Annotated in this window: 18 protein-coding genes; 4 read left to right on the top strand and 14 right to left on the bottom strand. The window is 34.7% G+C overall.

Annotation, left to right across the window (positions count from 1 at the left end; genetic code table 11):
• Positions 1–115 precede the first annotated feature (115 nt).
• The 7 genes from MT489_RS16250 to MT489_RS16220 form a co-directional block, all read right to left on the bottom strand.
• Entirely contained in the window at positions 116–1,609 is a 1,494-nt protein-coding gene (locus MT489_RS16250; protein WP_244682617.1) for an extracellular solute-binding protein, read from the bottom strand.
• Positions 1,610–1,646: 37 nt separating this feature from the next.
• Complete coding sequence (locus MT489_RS16245) at positions 1,647–2,513, bottom strand: carbohydrate ABC transporter permease (protein WP_244682616.1); 867 nt, start codon at positions 2,511–2,513, stop codon at positions 1,647–1,649.
• 15 nt (positions 2,514–2,528) lie between these two features.
• Entirely contained in the window at positions 2,529–3,485 is a 957-nt protein-coding gene (locus MT489_RS16240) for an ABC transporter permease (RefSeq protein WP_244682615.1), read from the bottom strand.
• 152 nt (positions 3,486–3,637) lie between these two features.
• Positions 3,638–5,923 carry a helix-turn-helix domain-containing protein gene (locus MT489_RS16235; protein WP_244682614.1) on the bottom strand — a complete coding sequence of 762 codons (2,286 nt, stop codon included), beginning with the start codon at positions 5,921–5,923 and terminating at the stop codon, positions 3,638–3,640.
• A 407-nt stretch (positions 5,924–6,330) separates the two neighbouring features.
• Positions 6,331–7,170, bottom strand: a complete 840-nt coding sequence (gene pabC, locus MT489_RS16230) for an aminodeoxychorismate lyase (RefSeq protein WP_244682613.1) — start codon at positions 7,168–7,170, stop codon at positions 6,331–6,333.
• Between the two features lies 1 nt (position 7,171).
• A complete protein-coding gene (pabA, locus tag MT489_RS16225; protein ID WP_244682612.1) occupies positions 7,172–7,753 on the bottom strand; it encodes an aminodeoxychorismate/anthranilate synthase component II in 582 nt (193 codons plus the stop codon).
• Positions 7,750–9,144, bottom strand: coding sequence for an anthranilate synthase component I family protein (locus MT489_RS16220; RefSeq protein ID WP_244682611.1), 1,395 nt, complete (start codon positions 9,142–9,144; stop codon positions 7,750–7,752). The genes pabA and MT489_RS16220 overlap by 4 nt, the downstream gene beginning before the upstream one ends.
• A 138-nt stretch (positions 9,145–9,282) precedes the next feature.
• Here MT489_RS16220 and MT489_RS16215 point away from each other — a divergent pair, with 138 nt between their 5' ends.
• Positions 9,283–9,525 carry a hypothetical protein gene (locus tag MT489_RS16215; protein ID WP_244682610.1) on the top strand — a complete coding sequence of 81 codons (243 nt, stop codon included), beginning with the start codon at positions 9,283–9,285 and terminating at the stop codon, positions 9,523–9,525.
• Between the two features lie 39 nt (positions 9,526–9,564).
• Here the strand turns inward: MT489_RS16215 and MT489_RS16210 are convergent, their stop codons facing one another.
• On the bottom strand, positions 9,565–10,209 hold the full coding sequence (locus tag MT489_RS16210; protein ID WP_244682609.1) for a ThuA domain-containing protein: 645 nt from the start codon (positions 10,207–10,209) through the stop codon (positions 9,565–9,567).
• A gap of 10 nt (positions 10,210–10,219) precedes the next feature.
• Complete coding sequence (locus MT489_RS16205; RefSeq protein ID WP_244682608.1) at positions 10,220–10,672, bottom strand: VOC family protein; 453 nt, start codon at positions 10,670–10,672, stop codon at positions 10,220–10,222.
• Positions 10,673–10,899: 227 nt separating this feature from the next.
• Between MT489_RS16205 and MT489_RS16200 the strand changes: the two genes are divergently transcribed.
• Positions 10,900–11,367, top strand: coding sequence for a hypothetical protein (locus MT489_RS16200; RefSeq protein WP_244682607.1), 468 nt, complete (start codon positions 10,900–10,902; stop codon positions 11,365–11,367).
• 50 nt (positions 11,368–11,417) lie between these two features.
• On the opposite strand, the gene MT489_RS16195 is transcribed toward MT489_RS16200, so the two are convergent.
• The gene (locus tag MT489_RS16195; RefSeq protein ID WP_244682606.1) at positions 11,418–12,557 is read right to left on the bottom strand and encodes a DEAD/DEAH box helicase; all 1,140 of its coding nucleotides are present in this window, start codon (positions 12,555–12,557) and stop codon (positions 11,418–11,420) included.
• 114 nt (positions 12,558–12,671) lie between these two features.
• Between MT489_RS16195 and MT489_RS16190 the strand changes: the two genes are divergently transcribed.
• Positions 12,672–13,592 (top strand): MBL fold metallo-hydrolase, encoded by a 921-nt coding sequence (locus MT489_RS16190; protein ID WP_244682605.1) that lies wholly within the window; start codon positions 12,672–12,674, stop codon positions 13,590–13,592.
• 185 nt (positions 13,593–13,777) lie between these two features.
• On the opposite strand, the gene MT489_RS16185 is transcribed toward MT489_RS16190, so the two are convergent.
• The 4 genes from MT489_RS16185 to sda all read right to left on the bottom strand — a co-directional run bounded on the left by MT489_RS16185 (position 13,778) and on the right by sda (position 17,763).
• Complete coding sequence (locus MT489_RS16185; RefSeq protein WP_244682604.1) at positions 13,778–15,253, bottom strand: amidase family protein; 1,476 nt, start codon at positions 15,251–15,253, stop codon at positions 13,778–13,780.
• Between the two features lie 2 nt (positions 15,254–15,255).
• Positions 15,256–15,792 carry an MFS transporter gene (locus MT489_RS16180; protein ID WP_244682603.1) on the bottom strand — a complete coding sequence of 179 codons (537 nt, stop codon included), beginning with the start codon at positions 15,790–15,792 and terminating at the stop codon, positions 15,256–15,258.
• The gene (locus MT489_RS16175; RefSeq protein ID WP_370876409.1) at positions 15,789–17,243 is read right to left on the bottom strand and encodes an FAD-binding oxidoreductase; all 1,455 of its coding nucleotides are present in this window, start codon (positions 17,241–17,243) and stop codon (positions 15,789–15,791) included. Before MT489_RS16175 ends, MT489_RS16180 begins: the two co-directional genes overlap by 4 nt.
• Positions 17,244–17,628: 385 nt before the next feature.
• Positions 17,629–17,763 (bottom strand): sporulation histidine kinase inhibitor Sda, encoded by a 135-nt coding sequence (sda, locus tag MT489_RS16170; protein WP_244682601.1) that lies wholly within the window; start codon positions 17,761–17,763, stop codon positions 17,629–17,631.
• A 926-nt stretch (positions 17,764–18,689) separates the two neighbouring features.
• On the opposite strand from sda, the gene MT489_RS16165 reads away from it, so the two are divergent.
• The gene (locus tag MT489_RS16165; protein WP_244682600.1) at positions 18,690–18,998 is read left to right on the top strand and encodes a DUF3243 domain-containing protein; all 309 of its coding nucleotides are present in this window, start codon (positions 18,690–18,692) and stop codon (positions 18,996–18,998) included.
• Positions 18,999–19,271: the final 273 nt, after the last annotated feature.

Genomic DNA, 19,271 nt, shown 5'->3' with positions numbered 1-19,271 from the left:
TGAGAAAAGAGCCTTTATGTAAAAGGTCCCTACTCAAGCATTTAAGTAGGAACCTTTTTATAGAAAACTAGCATTAACAGATGCCCACACTACCTATGAAATATTGTTCAACTTATTATTTTTGCTCTTTATACGCTTTATTTACAGCTTCTAAAACCTTATTGCCACCTTGGTTTCTCCACTTTTCGGATAACTCTTTAATACCACTGTCAATATCTTTTTTGCCTGTAATCATATCAATAAAATATTGATTAAAAATCTCATCAAGAATACTCTTATTTTCAATTTCTTCATCCGTTGTTAAGTTTACGAGATTAGGTACCATATTTTCCGTTGCAATTTCTACTGATTCTTTAGCACGATCAGCTTGTGGTTCTGTTTGTGGCAAGTAATTTTCTGTTAATGGCCAAACAACGCTTCCCCAAGCTAATGGGTGGGACCATCCGTTGGAAGAAAAGCCGTCCTTTTCACGCTCTTCCTCGTTATAAATAATTTTGTCGCCTTCTTTTGTATAGTGGACACCTTCAATACCTAATTTTAACAAATCGCGTCCTTCATCTGATAACATGAATTCGATGAATTTTGCAGCTTTTTCAGGGTTTTTCGCATTCTTAGTCACCGCGGTGAATAATCCACCTTTAGGTGCTGGGTTCATTCCTTTATTTCCATCAGTACCAGTAGGGGGTGCCATAAAGCCAAGTTTGCCATTTGGATTTGTTTTTTGTAGATTCGTTTCAAGGCGATTTACATGTCTAAACAATGGTGCTTCCATAAAAGCTACTTTTCCTTGATAAAATTTTTGCTCGCGTTGTTGAGAATCGTTCAACAAAAATTCTACATCTAGCAATTTTTCATCCCATAATTTCTTTAGAAATTCCATACCTGGTTTAAATGCTGAATGTTCAAAAAACGGAACTACTTCCCCTGCATCATTCAAAACATAATCCCCATGTGGTAAACCGTTTGCAAAGAATATGAAATTGAATCTACTATCTTTTTGAGCAGTTAAACCGTAAGTATCTGCCTTTCCATTTCCATCAAGATCTTTCGAAGCTATTAACTTCATTGCTTCATAAAATTCATCTAATGTTTTTGGCGGTTCCACACCAATTTCTTCTAACCAATCAGCACGGTAAGTAATGGCTGCATTTGCTTTTTCTTCAATAAAAGGATATCCGTAATATTTACCGTCAACACTTGTCCACTCTAATTTTTTTAATTTTTCACTAACGGTTGGCATCTCAGGTAAATAATCATTTATTGGTATTAAAATTCCTTCATTAATCCACTGTTTTAAAGTTGGAGATGGATAATTGATTGTAACTACGTCCGGTAAATCTCCACTAGCAATAGCAACGTTAATTTTTTCAAACCCTCCCTCAGGGACAAACTGTACTTCAAGATCGATACCTAACTTTTTATTAATTTCTGCAATAATACGGTTGTCAGATTGAATGGCATTTGCAGCATTATCACCAGGCGTTAAGAAAACAAGTTTGTTATCATCACTTTCTTTACTATTGCCTTTTGATGACTTATTACATCCAGCCATTGAAGAGACGATTAAAATGATTAAAATAAAACTTATCCATAATTTTTTGTTTATCATAAAGATCCTCCAGATACTATAATAATAGATTTTTTTCTTACTCTTTTACAGCCCCTAAAGTAACCCCTTGCATAAAATATTTTTGGAAAAACGGATAAATCATTAATACTGGAATAGTAGTAATCATGATCGTTGCCATTTTAATAGACTGACCGAGAAGAAGTGGATTATCTCCTCCGGACTGAAATGAACTTTCACTCTCGATTAGCATGGATCTTAAAAATAATTGAAGTGGCCAAATATCCCTATTTGTCACATACATAACAGCTGTGAAGAAATCATTCCATCTAGTCACTGCATAGAACAGTGCAATCGTGAAAATAACTGGCAAGGACAAAGGTATGACTATACGGAATAAAATACCAAAGTCACTACATCCATCCATTTTTGCTGATTCCTCTAAGCTTTCAGGAATCGATTGAAAAAAGCTGCGCATAATAATTAGATTGTATGTTTGGATTGCATTAGGAATCATCATAGCCCAGATCGTATTAGTTAGACCTAATTCACGAACTACTATATAAGTTGGAATAAGACCACCACTAAACATCATTGTAAAAACAATGGCAAACATGATAAGCCGGCCACCGGGAATATTTTTTTTAGATAACACATAGGCAGCTAGAGTAGTTGCAAACATACTAATTGCTGTACCTAAAACCGTAATCGTCGCACTGACTCCGTACGACTTCCACAGTTGCTCCATCTTTACTAAATATTGATATGCTTCTAATGTAATTTCCTTTGGATACAAATGCAGGGTAGTTGCCATGCTTTCATGTAAAGGAGTAATGGAAACGATAAGAGCATCCCAAAATGGATACAATGTAACTAATGCAATTGCACTTAAGAAAATATAATTAAATACGTCAAACATTTTACTACCGAAACTTGTTCGAACCACTAATATCTTCCTCCCCTAGTAAACACCCTGTTGCCCCATCCTTCTAGATAACTGATTAGCAAGTACGAGAAGTGTAAAATTAATGATTGATTTGAATAAACCAACAGCAGCAGCCAAACTAAAGCGGCCCTCAGTTAAACCAATACGATAAACATAAGTATCTATAATATCTGACACATTATATACACCTGGATGATATAAAATAAAAATTTGTTCAAAACCTGCTTCCATTAAGTTACCGATTCTTAAGATTAGCAATATGATGATTGTTGCACGAATACTTGGAAGAGTAATATGCCATATTCTTTTCCAACGATTAGCACCATCCATTATGGCTGCCTCATATAATTGAGGATCTACACCAGCAAGAGCGGCCATAAAAATGATTGTATTCCAGCCGAATTCCTTCCAAATCATCGACCAAACTAATGTACTTCGAAAATAACTTTCATCTGTTAAAAAACTTATTGGCTTCCCACCGAAAAATCGAATAATATCATTGACAATTCCGCTATCAATTGATAGAAGACTTATGAGTAAACCACCCATAATAACCCAGGAAATAAAATGTGGGATGTAAATAATCGTTTGAACCGTCCTTTTAAATAATGTTTTCCTAACTTCATTCAATAGCAGTGCTATGATCAATGGAAACGGAAAACCAAAAACAAGGCGATACAAACTGATTACTAAGGTATTCCAAAACACTTGCCAAAACTTATCAAGTTGAAACAGGTAAGTGAAATGATCGAATCCAGCCCAGCTACTTCCTAATATTCCATCGGTGAAATTATAGTTTTTAAATGCTATCAAAACACCGTACATAGGATAATAATGAAAAATGAAGTAATAGGCTAATGCGGGAACTAGCATTAAATACATGTAACGAAAAGAATAAAACTTTGCCCATACTCTCTTTTTCCTTATTAAGTCCGTGTTCTTTCTAGTTGTAATAGGTATTTGAGTTTGCATAAAAAATACCATCCCCCTCCTTCGTAAAAGTGTAAAAAATGTGGAAGCACTTTCATCGTAAGAGAAGATGGTCTTAGAGACTAGATTAATATTTTTTGTTTGGTATCATTTTTTATTTTTCTAAGGGTAACATTTTTTATGATTGGTATTATTTATTCACTTTGACTGGTAGCGCTTTCCAGAAAACTCTGTTTTCGATACTCAGTAGGAGTAAGGCCGGTATGTTTTTTAAAGTTCCTGATAAAATTTTGTTTGTGACCAAAGCCAGTTTCGGATGCAATATCTACTATATTTTTTGAAGTTGCTTTTAGCATAGTCATTGCCTCTTTTAAGCGAATATCCAATAAATAATCACTAAAATTCTTACCAGTCACATCTTTAAACAACTTAGATAAATAATGACTATTCATATAGACAATGTCAGATAAAATCTGAAGACTAATTGGTTCACGAAAATTATTATGAATATATTCGGTTAATGTGTTAATGACTTCTACATTTTTATTTTCTCTTTTGTCTTGTAGATTTGATGAGATATTCGTCATTACTTCTTCGAACCAAATTTGAATTTCATCCAAATTTTGAAGCTTTTCGAATTCAACATATAAACTATCATACTCATTTTCTCTATTCCCGATTAGTTCAACACTTATTATTGCAAGGGAATTAAGTAAATGCGTTAAGATCATTTTTTTATTTAAATAGCCAAATTGACTATCATTTTTAAGCTTTGAAATCATATTTTCTTTAATTTGACAAGCTTTCTCGATATTCCCCGCTTTTAACTCATTCTCAATGGATTCTATCATTTTTCGATATTCAATAAGTTCATTGCGATTTAGGTGATTTATTTGAATTTCATTAAATGATAATATACTGCCTTCCCCTGCAAGCCATTTATATACAAGTGCTTCTTTTGCTTCAGTATAGGAAAGTGAAATTTCTGATAGCCCGTTATATTTTCCACCAATACCAATCGATATAGAAACCATCGGAAATTGTTCATCAATTATTTTTTTCATATATAGAGCCATTTCTTTGATAGTTTCAGAATTCAAAGAATCGGAATTCATGATTATTACATCCTGTTTGTGAAAATCACTTATATACACTCCGCCACCATATAATTCTATTATCTCTTCACACAATGAGCGAAGTTTGTAATGGAATAAATCTATAACCTGCTGATCGTTATCAAATTTCGATTTATAATTGCTTCTTAAAACTAATACAATGAAACTCTTATGCGATAAATTTATTTTGTAATGTTGAACTTGCTGAAGAATTTCTTTCTCTATTAAATTCGTCCCTGAAAGTAAATTTAATATAACGTGATCCCTAAGAATAAGTTCACTATTTTTAAATTTTATTTTGAATTCATTATTCTCTTTAAACAAGTGATCAATAGATGTACGAATGAAACTAAATTCATCTTTTATAGACTTATCAACAAACGAATTTTTATTTTTGTTTAAGTCCTCTACAATTTTTCTTATAGGTTGGTAATGTTTACTTGAAACAAAAATAATGAGCAAAATTCCTATAATTAATGTGGTTAATGTAACTGAAAGGGTTATATATATAACCTCGCTGGATCTTTTAACTACTTCTTTATAAGGGTTTAAAGTAAGATAAATCCATCCATTTTTTGATTCTTGAAATGATACTAACGTATTGGCGCCTTTAATATCTTCAATAAAGTAACCATGGTGATTAGCCTTAATCCGTCCTATATCAACTTGATCAAATCTCTTTAAAAACATACTTTTATCTGTAGATGATAGTACCTTTCCTTCATTATCTAGTATCACTACATTTCCTAGCTTTTTATTGTTCGTATTAATAACCGCCTTATAAAGCACATCTTCTTTTAGATTAATAACAAGAATACCTTTCTTTTCTTGGCTTGAAATGGGAAGGCTTGTATAAAAACTGATTACATTTTCCGATTTGCCATTTGAATTTACTATTTTATTCGCTTTCCACTCTGTTCTATTATGATTATGAATAACACTTTGCAGATCTTTTTGGTCATTATACTCATTTAAATTAGTAATTCCTGAATTAGAGATTAGCTTTTGATTAGTGGAGCTATATAAAAGTATAGAATGAAGATATTTAGATGAAGTCAAGCGGTCGGTAAAAAGGTCACTTGTATTTTTCAAAAATTCATATTCATTTCTAAGATCCCAAGAAAATAAAACTGACTTGTTGATATCGCTATTTAATGCTAGGGATATGGCTAATTGTTCCACTTCGCCCATAGCTTGAGTAACAATTTTCTCAGTCTGTCCGAGAAGTTCGCTGTTATGACTAAGTGCTTGTTCTTTCAATATGGAATTGGTATTTTGATATACAAGAAATCCGATTAGTAATGTGATCAATATTATGACGATTACCAAATGAGTTAGTAACCGAATATAAATGGTTTTCTTCATCTTGCCCCACCCTAGTTAATGAATTATTTTCTTAGCGAATAATAATAAAATTTAACTATATTTTTCTTTTCATGTCAAAAGAATCTGAATCTATAAACCATATAGTAAATTCATAATATATTTAAAGATTGCTTGAAATAAATAATATTAATACTTATTATTAAATTTTTTCTTAACTAAAATGGATTCTATTTTCGGGTATAAATGCTTTTTTTGAGGGTAATATTCATTAGAAGTCATTAAGTAAAAAAGCCGCTTCTGATGCTGATAACATCGAAACGGCTATCGATAGGTGATTTCCTTCTTGGTAAGTCTGCACAAACGTACAAATACTGCCGAAGTGAGTCTTATGTTTATTAATAATGAAAAACTTGGTTAGGCGCATATTTTTTAAAAAAACAGGCTGGCTATCTTAGTATCAATTTATTTTTATACATCTTACTCAACTTATTAAAATATTCCCCGTTCTTACTCGGATAGCTTTTACCTTCCATTTTCTTCACAGGAACAATTTCTTGAACAGAGTTTGTAATGAATATTTCATCCGCTTTTATTAATGCATCTGTTTCGTAAAAGCCCTCCTCTACCAACATCCCTGCATGCTGGGCTAATTTCATCACGAACTGACGAGTAATTCCATTCAATATCCCCGTTTCTATTGCAGGTGTATACAATACTCCATTTTCGACCCAAAAGACATTTGAGGTGACTCCTTCTGCTATAAATCCTTTTTCAGTCAAAAAGAATCCTTCTTTACTCGTATCCGATCCAATCTCTCGTTTTGCTGCAACATTATTAAAAAAATGATGTGATTTTAAACGGTATGCTGTTTCTGGTGAATTGCGTGCAATTTCTAAAATAACAGCTTCTTTTTCAATTACAACATCCACAGGAGGAAGTGGTTTTTGAAACATAATGACAGTAGGAGATTCATATGGTTCAGTTTGCAAACCAATCTCTCCTATCCCTGCAGAGACATTAAATCTAATATATGAATCCTTCCAACCATTTAAATCGGATAGCTTTTCAATGATCTTTAGAACTTCTTCATATTCAAATTTCCTATTGATCAGCATTTCCTTTAGCCCCGCATTTAGCCTATCTAAATGTTCCTTCAAAAGAAATGGATGACCGTCGTATGTTCTAAACGTTTCAAAAACACCAATTCCGTAAATATATCCATGATCGAATGGTGAAATCATCGCCTTCTCTTTTTCTAGAAATTGTCCGTTCAAATAAATAAACATTTTATATTACTTCCATTCGATAACAGTTTAGGAAATTGTGCAGAAGCTGTTTTCCGGCTTCTGTCATAATAGATTCAGGATGGAATTGTACACCTTCAATTGGCAATTCCTTGTGCCGCAAACCCATAATTTCTCCTTTATCCGTCCAAGCGGATACTTCTAAACAATCAGGCAAACTTTCTTTCTTAACGATTAATGAATGATAGCGGGTTGCACGAAATGGATTATTAATATTTGAAAAAATGGTTTTACCATCATGATATATACCAGATGTTTTCCCATGAAGAAGTCTTTCTGCCTTAACTACTTCACCACCAAAAACTTGACCAATTGCTTGATGACCTAGACAGACACCAAGTATAGGGATTTTTCCAGCAAAATGAGCAATCGCTTTGAGGGAAATTCCCGCTTCATTTGGTGTGCATGGTCCAGGAGAGATGACTAAATAACTTGGAGCTAAATGTTCAATTTCATCAATTGAAATTTCATCATTTCTCTTAACGACTATTTTCTCACCAAACTCACCTAAATATTGGACAAGATTATACGTAAATGAATCGTAATTATCGATCATCAAAATCATAATCCCATTCCCCTCATCTCTGCTGCTTCTTTCGCTTTCCAAAGTGCTGTTGCTTTTCTTAACGATTCTACGTATTCCGCTTTTGGATTCGAATCAATGACGATTCCTGCACCTGCCTGGACATGGCACATTCCCTCTTTTACTAACATAGTTCGTATAACAATGTTTAAATTGACATCATTATTGAACCCAATCCAACCGAGCGACCCAGTATATACACCGCGTTTGACTGGCTCCAATTCTTCAATGATTTCAAGCGTACGTATTTTCGGAGCCCCCGTTATCGTTCCTCCTGGAAAAACAGCTTCAATTAAATCGTAAGCAGTTTTTTCGGGAGCCAACTTCCCAGTTACAAGTGATACAATGTGCATAACATGCGAATATTTTTCAACTGTCATCAATTCATCCACATTTACAGTTCCATATTCACACACTCGCCCAAGATCATTTCGTTCCAAATCGACAAGCATAATATGCTCAGCATTTTCTTTTTCATTTTCGATAAGCTCGTTTGCGAGACGTTGATCATCTTCATCATTCACACCACGTGGTCTTGTCCCAGCAATTGGACGAGTACTCACAACATTGCCATCTTTTTTGATTAAGAGTTCAGGAGAACCTGAAACTATTTGAAAATCAGATGTATGCATATAACCCATGTAAGGCGAAGGATTCAATATACGCAATTCTTTATAAACTTCAATTGGAGGAATGAATAGTTCCTTTGATTGTCTGACTGTTAAGTTAGCTTGAAATATATCTCCTTCTGAAATATATTGCTGGATTTTTTCAACGGCACTTACATATTCCTCTTCTGATAATGAAACTTGAAGTACTTGTTCTCCTATTTTATATTCGTTCGAATCTTTTATAGTAGAAGGAGCCTCATTCCACATTGCAACTGCGTGATCTAACTTCTCCTTTGCATGATCACGATTCAATACCATTACCCATAAGCATTCTTCCTCATGGTCAAAAACAGCCCATTCATCAAAAACTAAAAAGTAGATGAGAGGAAGTTGCAAATCGTTTGCCGCTAGATTAGGCAGCTTTTCAATACTCCAAGCATAGTCATAACTGATATATCCAATTGCCCCTCCTTGAAAATCAGGGATGCCTGCAATTGGAGCAAATTCAAATTGTCTCATCCACTTTTCAAGCACAGCAAGTGGTTTTCCTGATAAAACAGACCTCTCTCCCTGACTTTCAATGACAACTTCATGCTCATTTCCTTCTATTATTGCGAATGGTGTTATACCTGCTATGCTATATTTCCCAACACGCCCACTTTCAAGCAGAACATGATGCTCACTATTGGCGGTTAAGCTTACATATGTATCAAAAAACTTTTCTTTTGTAAAAGGTATTTTTTCATATAATACAGCTTCCAAAACAAAACCTCGCTTCCAATCATGGCTATCAGCTTAATTTTAATAGTATCTGCCAAGATTGCAATATCCATGATAAAAATATGTTTTCATCTTTACTAATTCGACTTATAATGAAAGGAATGAAGGGTGGGATGACCAATGAAAATACTGAAATGGTCGTATACGAGGCACTATAATATTAAAGCTCGTTTTGATGAATTTCCCAACTCAGATGTAATTTTTAGGCAAATAAAAGATTACTATTTTATCTACACTGTAGCCTGGTCAAATAAGGATTCTGTTGTAGAGAGGCGACATTTAGAGGAAATGGAGTTTCTGTTAAATAGTGAGCTCGGTACAATAGATTGTTATAAAAATAGACTAGCTTTCCAAAAGGCATAAAGGGAAATCGATTCAAGTGTCGATTTCCCTTATTTTTTATTAATTAATACTAACTTTAATTGAACTTGCAAGAAGTGATGTTGTCATTGGATGCAACAATCCTTCTTCTAAATGGGCTGGAGTTAGACAAACAACACGCCCCTTACCATATTCGTGAGTCCAGCCCGCGATGGATGAGCCGTCGACTGATTCAGATGTAAGGAATATATTTGTTTTTTCTTCATCGCAAAAAACAAAATAATGCTCATCCAGAAACTCGTATTCATTTTCTTCACTCGTAATTTCTGTTCCTTCAACTGTCTTATATGTAACAACTTGATGCTTATCAGGGTGATATTCAAAATACCCGCGTAACATAGAAGTATACGTTTCAATATTTTCATAGGATGCTAGACCCGAATGCCAAGCAACCCAGCCTCCACCATCTTGAACATATTGACTGATAGCCTCAGCCACTTCATCATCCATCCATATTTTAATCTCTTCATCTTGTGGATTCAAACGATTTTCCTTAAAAAGAACGATAGCATCCGGCTTAGTTTTTAAATGTTCGATGATGTTTTCAGCTGATGCATATTCTACTGTGACTTCAGGCAATTCTTCCAAAGCTTTGTTTAAAGAAGCAACTGCCCATTCCTCTTTATGATAAAAGTCACCAACCATTGCAATAATTCGCTTAGTCATTTTTTATCACCTACTTATCGTTTTCTAACAACTCGATCATCACTTTTAAATCCTTTACAGAATCAATATACGCATAGCGACCGCCTTCATATTCCCCTTTTTGAACAAGAGGCATATTCGCTTGCTCCAACACTTGAATCTTTTCTTTCATTCCTTCTATTTGAAATGCAATATGATGGACACCTTCTCCATGCTCATCAAGATGCTCTCTCCAAGTGCTCGGATTCTCGTCCGGCTCGATTAACTCAACTTGTAAAGAACCCATATTAAAAAATGCTAGTTTTGCCCTAGCAACAGATGGCTCACCCCTATATTCCGTTTGTGCCTTTTCAATCGTATCTGTTAAGATGGCATCAGGCTTCTCGACACCAAAGAAATCTGCATATACTTGAGAAGTTTTTTCGATGTCATGAACGAGAATGCCGATTTGGGTTATTACGTTTGTTCCTAATAGATTTGTCATTTATTTCTCCTCCCTAATTTGTACAATACTAAACTACTACCATTAAAATCCATGTAATGATAGCACTTACATTTGTGTAAGTCAATAAAATGTTACAATATTCTAAATTTACATTATAGTATACTTTAAACTACTAAAAATAGTCGCTAACTCTTCTATAATTACCCAATCAAATAATCTTTTATTAACATATCATGCAATTACATCTTACAAAGGGGGTTTAGTTCGTGGGATTACTGTGCGAATGTAATGGAATTGCAGCTACCTCCGCTACTCCAATTAGCGTAACGATTAACGGAGAAAATCGGACAGGTACACTTACCGCTAATGTAAATATATGTCAATCATGTCGTTCAACTAATAGTTTTATAAACTTTTCCTATACAGATGATGTAGATCCTAGATTTAATTTTACTTATTCTTCACAGTCAGTCGATTTGCCTCGATGTGAGTTTTTCGGTGAAGGTAACTTTGGTACATTAGATACCACATCAGAAGGTACAGCAGTTGGAGCTATTATTAATGGAACAACCATGATCACTGCATTTACATTGCTTTTTGAACCACACGATCCTGGTCCTAATCTTCAGTTTATAAGGAATATTGAATTGACTGATGAGGATGGGGACACCTTTAACCAGAATTTGCAAATACAGTCTGATAGTGGGGAAATCATTTTCTGTACTCCTATTTAAAATTCAAAAACCCGCGTTCTTAAACGCGGGTACAGAATTTATTTTCTCGATTATCTAACACCTTTATTGTTCAACTCTACAAACTGCCCTTTAAAGATTCTTCGTGGTAGAATCGATAATTTCAATATCTTTCCGTATTTTTTTAGTTCTCTTTCATCTCTGGGAGTTACGAACGATACAACAGTGCCAGCGGCTCCCATTCTCCCCGTCCTTCCTGAGCGATGTACATATTGATCGATATCAGTTGGAAAGTCGTAGTGAATGACATGGGTCAAACCTTCGATATCAAGTCCTCTTGCTGCAACATCTGTCGCAAGTAATAATGTTACTTCTCCATTCCTAATCGCTTTAATTGCTTTTTCACGCTGATTTTTTCCTAACTCGCTATGAAGAATAGCTAAAGAGACTTTTTCATACTCTAGTTTTTCGGCTAGGACCGACATACTTCCAACATCCCTCACGAACACAAGGGCTTTTACATCTTTCATGGCAGCAATTTTCTGAAGAAGTTTTGCCCTCTCTCTTGGCTCACTGAGTAGGTAAAAATGGTTTACTTTCGATGTTTGGCTTTCTGTTCGCTCAACTTTAATAAATTCTGGATTTCTTCCTATCATAGCTACTACTTGATCTGGTTCATCCAATTGGGTCGCTGAAAACAATAAGAGCTGCCTATCGTTCATAGTCGATTTTACGATAGTTCTCACTGAATCTAAATGTTCTTTATTTAATAATTGGTCACCTTCATCAAGTACAATAGTTTTCACTTCATGCATTTTTAGCTTTTTAAGTTTAATTAATTCTAAAATTCTTCCTGGTGTCCCTACAATAAGCTGTGGTCGTTCTTTCAGCTTATCAAGCTGCCTTTTAATGTTGGCTCCGCCTACTAATGAGGTCGTTTTTATTGATGATCCTTCTGTCCATTTTTGTACTTCTTGATAAATTTGCATGACTAGCTCGCGGGAAGGGGCTAAAATAACTGCCTGCAGACCACTATGTTCTTGGCTAATTTTCTCTAAAATCGGCAATAAATACGCGATTGTTTTTCCTGTTCCAGTAGGAGATTCCGCAATTAGATCCTTCCCTTCCAATATTGCAGGAATTGCTTGCTCCTGTATAGAAGTTGGTTTATTAAAATTCGATTTTTCCCATACTTTTTGTAGAGATGGTTTCATATTGGATAATATATTCATTTTGTTTCCTCACCTTTATGTTTGTAAATTTTATCATACTACAAACTACTCGATGATTAAAAACTTTCCTAATGATAAACTAGAGATATATGCTATATTTTGCGAGGGAAATCGATGAAAAACAAGCGTTATGAAAATCTAGATAAAGTTTCTACTGCGAAAACATTTAAAGATTTACGAAATTGGAGAAAAGAAAGGAAATCCAAGAAAAAGGATTTGTCATTCCAAGTACCTTCTGTACAACCTCAGGTAGCTTTTTTACAATCAAATATAAGCGAACCAACAATTACGTGGATTGGGCACTCTACATTTCTTATTCAGATGAAAGGAAAAAACATCTTAACCGATCCGGTCTGGGCTAAGCACCTTGGCTTGGATAAACGTCTTACGTCGCCTGGTCTTGAAATAAACGATTTACCACCTATCGATATAGTTCTCATCTCACATAGTCATTATGACCATCTGCATTATTCTTCAATAAGAAAATTGAAAGGAAATCCTTTCTTTTTAGTTCCAATTGGACTTGGAAACTGGTTTAAGAAAAAAAGGTTCCAAAATGTAATTGAATTTAATTGGTGGGATGTTCAAAAAATTGGAGATTTGCATTTTACATTTACCCCGGCACAGCATTGGACAAAAAGAACATTAACTGACACAAACCGATCACATTGGGGTGGTTGGGTCATACATGGCGACCAACATTGTATCTACTTCGCTGGGGATAGTGGCTATTTTAAAGGATTTAAAGAAATTGGTCAGCGGTACTCCATTGATTACTGTTTAATACCAATCGGTGCTTATGAACCTGAGTGGTTTATGTCGAGTCAACATGTAAATCCTGAAGAAGCTGTTCAGGCTTTTTTAGATACAGGTGCAAAGTTTATGGTGCCAATGCATTACGGCGCATACCGTCTTGCCGATGATACACCGAAGGAAGCGCTGGATCGAATGTATGCTGATTGGGATCGGCGTGAGTTAGAGAGAGAACGCTTGAAAGTAATGAAAATTGGGGAAACGACAAGATTATTACCTTGATACTGAAAAAAGGTCTTACTCTTTTTACTAGAGTAGACCTTTTTCATTTCTTTACATCATTGGGGACGAGGTGCTATTCGCCGTCGACGTTGTTCTATTAGCCGTTAACGTTGTTCTATTAGCCGTTCGCTCGGCAGCCTCGCGAAACTCATACTAATGTTTGCTTTTCACACTATAAGTGAGCTCTATTTATGACTATCTTCCTTCATAACAGGAGGCTTCCTATGTTTTGTAGCTTGTTCAAAAGCGTAAGCGATTTTTAGTAAAGTTTCCTCACTAAATGCAGTCCCGGTGAATGAAACGCCAAATGGTTCTCCATTAGGCACATATCCTGCAGGTACGATGACTGTCGGGTAGCCGGCTTTTGCGGCAATGACTGAACCCCTGTCGCCTCCGAAGAAGATTGCATCTAGGTTATTCTGTTGCAAGGCGAAATCTATTCCTTGTTCCCTCGATAAGTATTGGTCTTTTTCCAAGGCAGCAATATATTCTTTTTCTAATAATGTGCCACTAGTATCTTCGGATTCTATTAACACCTTTTGTCCGTATTTTAACATTGCCTTTGGATGTTTATAATTGAAAGCAATGACATCAGCAAGAGAACGAATCTCATTCGAATGAGATGTTGCCCGCAAATACGCATTTAAATCTGGTTTAAACTCATACATCAAAACTTCATAACCCCATTTTTCTTCGGCAGATGGAATAACAATGTCTTCTATGATTTCAGCCCCAAGCTCACGTAAACACACAATTGCTTCTTCTATCATCTTTATTTTGTGCTTATTCAATCGATCAGAAAAAGGTTTTCCAGCCATCCCGATTCGATAGCCTTTCAAGCTTGTTTCTGTTAATACAGCCGCATAGTCAATTCTATTCTTCGATGGATTAGTTAAAGTAGCCGGGTCTTTTTCATCCAAACCTGCTATTGCTGTTAGAACATGTGCTGTATCCTTCACAGTCCTCGCCATTGGCCCCGGCGTATCTTGAGTATGAGCAATTGGAATAACTCCGCTTCTGCTTACGAGTCCAACTGTCGGCTTAATCCCTACAAGTGAATTTTTCAAGGATGGATTTAAAATTGATCCAGAGGTCTCTGTCCCAATTGATGCAGCCGCAAAATTTGCTGCAATCGAAGCACCTGAGCCTGAACTAGAACCGCCAACATCAAATTGTCCATACGGATTTAATGTTTGACCACCTCTTGAACTGTAACCACTCGGCATACCAATTGCCATAAAATTAGCCCATTCTGTCATATTAGTTTTTCCTAGTAATATCGCTCCCGCTTCACGCAATTTCGCTGCTACAAACGAATCCTTCATAGCGACGTGACCATCCAGAGCTAGCGAACCTGCAGTCGTATGCATTTTATCTCCGGTATCAAGATTATCCTTCAATAAAATTGGAATTCCGTGCAGTCCACTTCTTGGTCCTTTTTGAGTACGTTCTAAATCCAATGCCGTCGCAATATGCAATGCGTCAGGGTTCACCTCTAATACTGAACGAATCTCCGTATCAAAATGAGAAATCCGATACAAATACATATGTACTAAATCAACAGATGTAATTTCCCCGGAAGCTAATTTCTCCTGCATCTCATCAATCGTTGCTTCAATTAACCATTCATCATGCAATTGTTTTAATTTAGGATTCTTCATTTTTAATTCTCCGTTTCTACTATTTTTAATACAAAAAAGCCGCTAATGAATAATATAATTGAGCTTATATAAAAAATAATGTCCAAGGTAAATAAATCAATAATAAAACCACCAAGCATAACTGCTATTCCGGTAAAAATGGATGTCCAAAAATGATACTTCCCAATAGCGATTCCACGTTTTCCATGCTCGGTAAAATCGGCAAGCATTGCCTTTTCACTTGTCTTCTGTGTTGCACCAATAATTCCAAGGATAATTTGCAGAGCATACACTTGCCATATGTCCGTTACTAGTGGAAAAAAGAGCAACAATATCGCCATTCCCCAACTACTAATCAGCAAAAATAGCTTTCTTCCTAATCGGTCTGACCATTTTCCTACAATTATATGAACGAGTGACGAACTAATCGTAAACAAGCCATAGGAAATCCCGTACTGTAGAAAGCCTCCACTAACCTCTTTAATAAAAATTAAATAAAATGGAAAAACGAGACTACTTCCTAAAATAGCAATACTTTGCGATACGACAATCCATCTCATTTACCGTATACCTCGTAAAATTGATTCATGAATCTCTCATCTGGATCATATTCTCTTTTCTTTTGAAAAAATTCGTCAGCTAATGGATAAGCTTCCTTCATTTGTTCCTTCGTGGGATATTGGTAGTAAGGCAAATAATAAGATCCATTCATCTCAAGAGTTAAATCTATTATTTTTCTTATGACATCTCCTGTCTTTTCTATTTCCTTCGCTGAAATTCCTTGGTTAATATAAAAAACGAGTGCAAACATTTCTTCTTTAGCGTATGAAAGATAAGCTTCTTCATTTTTTGGTACATGTCTAACCGTAATATTTAAAACGTTTAAATCATGTTCATTTAAGATTTCTCTTAATCTATCAACAAATTCCGGAAAATCATCAACAGGGACAAAATATTCTTGAAGAATATCAGTATCATTTTTTCCTTCATAATTTAAAAATTCAACTTCTGGGCGCATGACATTATTTCTAGATATGAACTCTGACTTTCCTTCTTTAAATGCATGCTTTTGAACAAACCAAACGAAATTTTTCCCCCAGTCAGAACTTCTAGAAAGTCCAAATGCAAATTTATTTCTACGTACATATTTTTCATCAACTAAATCAGTGAAGTCTTCTAAATTTTTCTCATCTGTTATAGAATAATTCGTGACATACATTTCTGTTAAAAAGCTTTTTGGAGCAACTGAAATTCTTGAATTATGCATTTCAATATCGGGATTATTCAAAACAATTTCTTTAAAATACTCAGGATAATCATGATAGTCGATCCATTCATTCGTTGCTTTATATAAAACGTTATCTGTCAGTTCAATATCTACATCTAAAATAATTCCGAATAACCCATAGCCTCCGTTGACAAGTCGAAATAATTCTTCATTTTCTGTTCTGCTGACATTCAATATGTCACCATTTGCATTCATTAATCGAAAAGAACGAATGCTTTCAATTAGTGGTCCGAAACGAATATCCCTTCCATGGACATTAACACTCATCGATCCGCCAATGGTAAAAATATTTGGAGCTTGCATCGTCTTAATAGAAAGACCATATGGATTAATCGCTTCCTGAACGTCTGCCCAAGTAGCTCCGCTTTGTACAGTAATCAACTTTTCTTTAGGGTCTACATTAATCACCTTATTGTATGTAGTCATATCAATAACAATGGAATCCTTATAATATGTATGTCCACCTTGACTGTGTTGTTTTCCCGCGATTGATATTTTAATATTTTTCTCTTTCGCATCTAAAAGCAACTGTTTGAATTGTTCCAATTCCTGTCCGTGAATAACCTGTTTTACTTTTATAGGTACAAGTCGTCCAACGTCAGACAACAGGAGTTCATCCTGATCTTTATTTAGATAGGAATATAAAAAAAAGCTACAATAAGACAATATAAAAATGATTAATATTACTGCAAATCGCTTTGAGCTAAAAATCTTAGTCACCATAACCCTCCGTTACAAATCTTTAATTCTATTTTATATGATAAATAGAGTTTATTCTTCATTATTTTTTGTGATAGTACGGGAAAAAAATTAAATTAATCCCACTCCTTGAAGAATATAAAGAAGCAAATAAACAATATTGTGCCAAGATACATCCTGCGAGAAGCATTCAAGAAGAACGATGTGTACTATCGACTTATTGATTTATGTCGCTGATTTTGAGATAGAAAATTTGAATAGGAGTATCGAGGTTGTAGATATCAAGGATTTACTTACATAAGGGGGTAAAAACAAAAGGAAATTGTTTGGAAAGAAGTATTCACACAAATTAACGCTTGTTAAGTACTAGAATGGGAGATTTGATATTGTTTAACCAGGCATATATAGCCTATTGAGGGAGATGTAAATTTCTTCGTTTCATTTCAACATCCAATAATCTAATAAAATCACTGTCCAACTTATTGGATTTTACTTTTCGATATAAAGATATTAATAATTCATTGGACAACTCTTTAATTGACATCTGTTTCAACTCCTTCTAAACGAAATTATTAAATCTACATTAGATATGTTAGTCGAAATAGAAGTAAAATGGGATACTTTTTACAAACTCTTTATAAAAATATACAGATTTTTAACATGATAGTACGAATATTGTGATGCGATTTTGACAGAAACGCAAAATAAAAACCCCTAATTAATTAGAGGTTTTTTGTAACTATTTTGCAATGCTTTATCAATAGCTGAAATTGTAAAATCAATATCATTATAAGTTTCAGTAAAAAAACTTTCCAAATATGTTATTTGATAACTATTTTTTTGGTAGCATATAGAAAATAGTGGCGTCCCATCATCGTGTTTAAATGTTAGTAATATTTCACAACTTGAGTACTCTTTTAGAGTTCTTAACATTGTTTCTGTGTGATTTGTAGACATTATCTTATTATGCTCCCTTCTACTAAGATGAGAGGGTGACTAAGAAAAGTCTCTGAATTCTCAAAATAATTTATTTTCGTTTCTATCGCAACTATAACACAATACTATTATTAAATAAAAGGTTTTATTGGATGAAAATGGATTATAGTGATGCGTAGTTCGAATATAAACAACAATATGGGAAGTATTGAATTGAAATGCAAAGGGATCTGACCTAAAAGCGGTAAGATAGTAACGAAAGGTAAATATATATGGATTAAGGGGAGTTTGAGGACTTAGTGTTATGAATATAGAGAGGGTTAAAAATAGTGTTTCAATGAAAAAACTATTTTAACTTCCTATTGCTATTTAGTATTCTATCTATTTTTCTGCATCATTTGAGTAACTTTGGATGACGAAATCAAGCATCGGATAGAGTGATCGATGAAGATGGAGACAAACTTGATACCATATAGTTTAATCTATTGTTGAAAAGGAAATGTACAAGTATCAACTAAAAGGAGATGCATAAAGATGGATTCATCAAATTCTCAAGAAAAAGTTGAACAACAGCTACAACAAATGGATCAAGAAAAAAAGGAAGACATTTTAGCGAGTTTCGATTCCTTTAAATCCTATTTAGCTAAACAGGTAAAAAAAGGAGAAGAGCTCGGACTTAGTGAAGAATCTCTTGCAAAAGCTGCTGAAAAAGTAGGAAATTATTTAGCAGACCACGAGGAACCACGAAATCGAGAAGAACACTTACTGAAAGAATTGTGGAAAGCCGCCAATAAGGATCAGCAGCATCAACTTGCACATATATTAATTAACATGGTGAAATAAAAATCCTGTTTGATAATCTAAAAGAGGCTGGGCCATAACTAAAACAATCAAACCTAAAGACGAACAAAGATCTATCTTAGCGGAGGAAATATACGAAGACTCCTGTGGGAGGAAGGCATAGGTGAGACCCCGCAGCTCGGGACGAGCGAGGAAGCTAACCAGCCGCCCACGGAAAGCGAAGTATATTTCCGGAGCGCGTATATACACTAATCAACCTGTTCGGATTTATCTTTGTCGTTATGTCCCGGTCTCTTTTGATGAAAGACAAATTAA

Origin of the sequence: Lederbergia wuyishanensis, from assembly GCF_022900255.1 — a bacterium.
In the GTDB taxonomy this organism is placed as follows: domain Bacteria; phylum Bacillota; class Bacilli; order Bacillales; family Bacillaceae_C; genus Lederbergia; species Lederbergia wuyishanensis.
This window is presented reverse-complemented; position numbering and strand designations above follow the sequence as displayed.

Excerpts from the sequence above, each read along its gene's own strand:
- MT489_RS16250 (WP_244682617.1), bottom strand. The coding sequence starts at position 1,609 with ATGATAAACAAAAAATTATGGATAAGTTTTATTTTAATCATTTTAATC.
- MT489_RS16240 (WP_244682615.1), bottom strand. The coding sequence starts at position 3,485 with ATGCAAACTCAAATACCTATTACAACTAGAAAGAACACGGACTTAATA.
- MT489_RS16235 (WP_244682614.1), bottom strand. The coding sequence starts at position 5,923 with ATGAAGAAAACCATTTATATTCGGTTACTAACTCATTTGGTAATCGTC.
- pabC (WP_244682613.1), bottom strand. The coding sequence starts at position 7,170 with ATGTTTATTTATTTGAACGGACAATTTCTAGAAAAAGAGAAGGCGATG.
- pabA (WP_244682612.1), bottom strand. The coding sequence starts at position 7,753 with ATGATTTTGATGATCGATAATTACGATTCATTTACGTATAATCTTGTC.
- MT489_RS16215 (WP_244682610.1), top strand. The coding sequence starts at position 9,283 with ATGAAAATACTGAAATGGTCGTATACGAGGCACTATAATATTAAAGCT.
- MT489_RS16210 (WP_244682609.1), bottom strand. The coding sequence starts at position 10,209 with ATGACTAAGCGAATTATTGCAATGGTTGGTGACTTTTATCATAAAGAG.
- MT489_RS16205 (WP_244682608.1), bottom strand. The coding sequence starts at position 10,672 with ATGACAAATCTATTAGGAACAAACGTAATAACCCAAATCGGCATTCTC.
- MT489_RS16195 (WP_244682606.1), bottom strand. The coding sequence starts at position 12,557 with ATGAATATATTATCCAATATGAAACCATCTCTACAAAAAGTATGGGAA.
- MT489_RS16190 (WP_244682605.1), top strand. The coding sequence starts at position 12,672 with ATGAAAAACAAGCGTTATGAAAATCTAGATAAAGTTTCTACTGCGAAA.
- MT489_RS16185 (WP_244682604.1), bottom strand. The coding sequence starts at position 15,253 with ATGAAGAATCCTAAATTAAAACAATTGCATGATGAATGGTTAATTGAA.
- MT489_RS16180 (WP_244682603.1), bottom strand. The coding sequence starts at position 15,792 with ATGAGATGGATTGTCGTATCGCAAAGTATTGCTATTTTAGGAAGTAGT.
- MT489_RS16175 (WP_370876409.1), bottom strand. The coding sequence starts at position 17,243 with ATGGTGACTAAGATTTTTAGCTCAAAGCGATTTGCAGTAATATTAATC.
- sda (WP_244682601.1), bottom strand. The coding sequence starts at position 17,763 with ATGTCAATTAAAGAGTTGTCCAATGAATTATTAATATCTTTATATCGA.
- MT489_RS16165 (WP_244682600.1), top strand. The coding sequence starts at position 18,690 with ATGGATTCATCAAATTCTCAAGAAAAAGTTGAACAACAGCTACAACAA.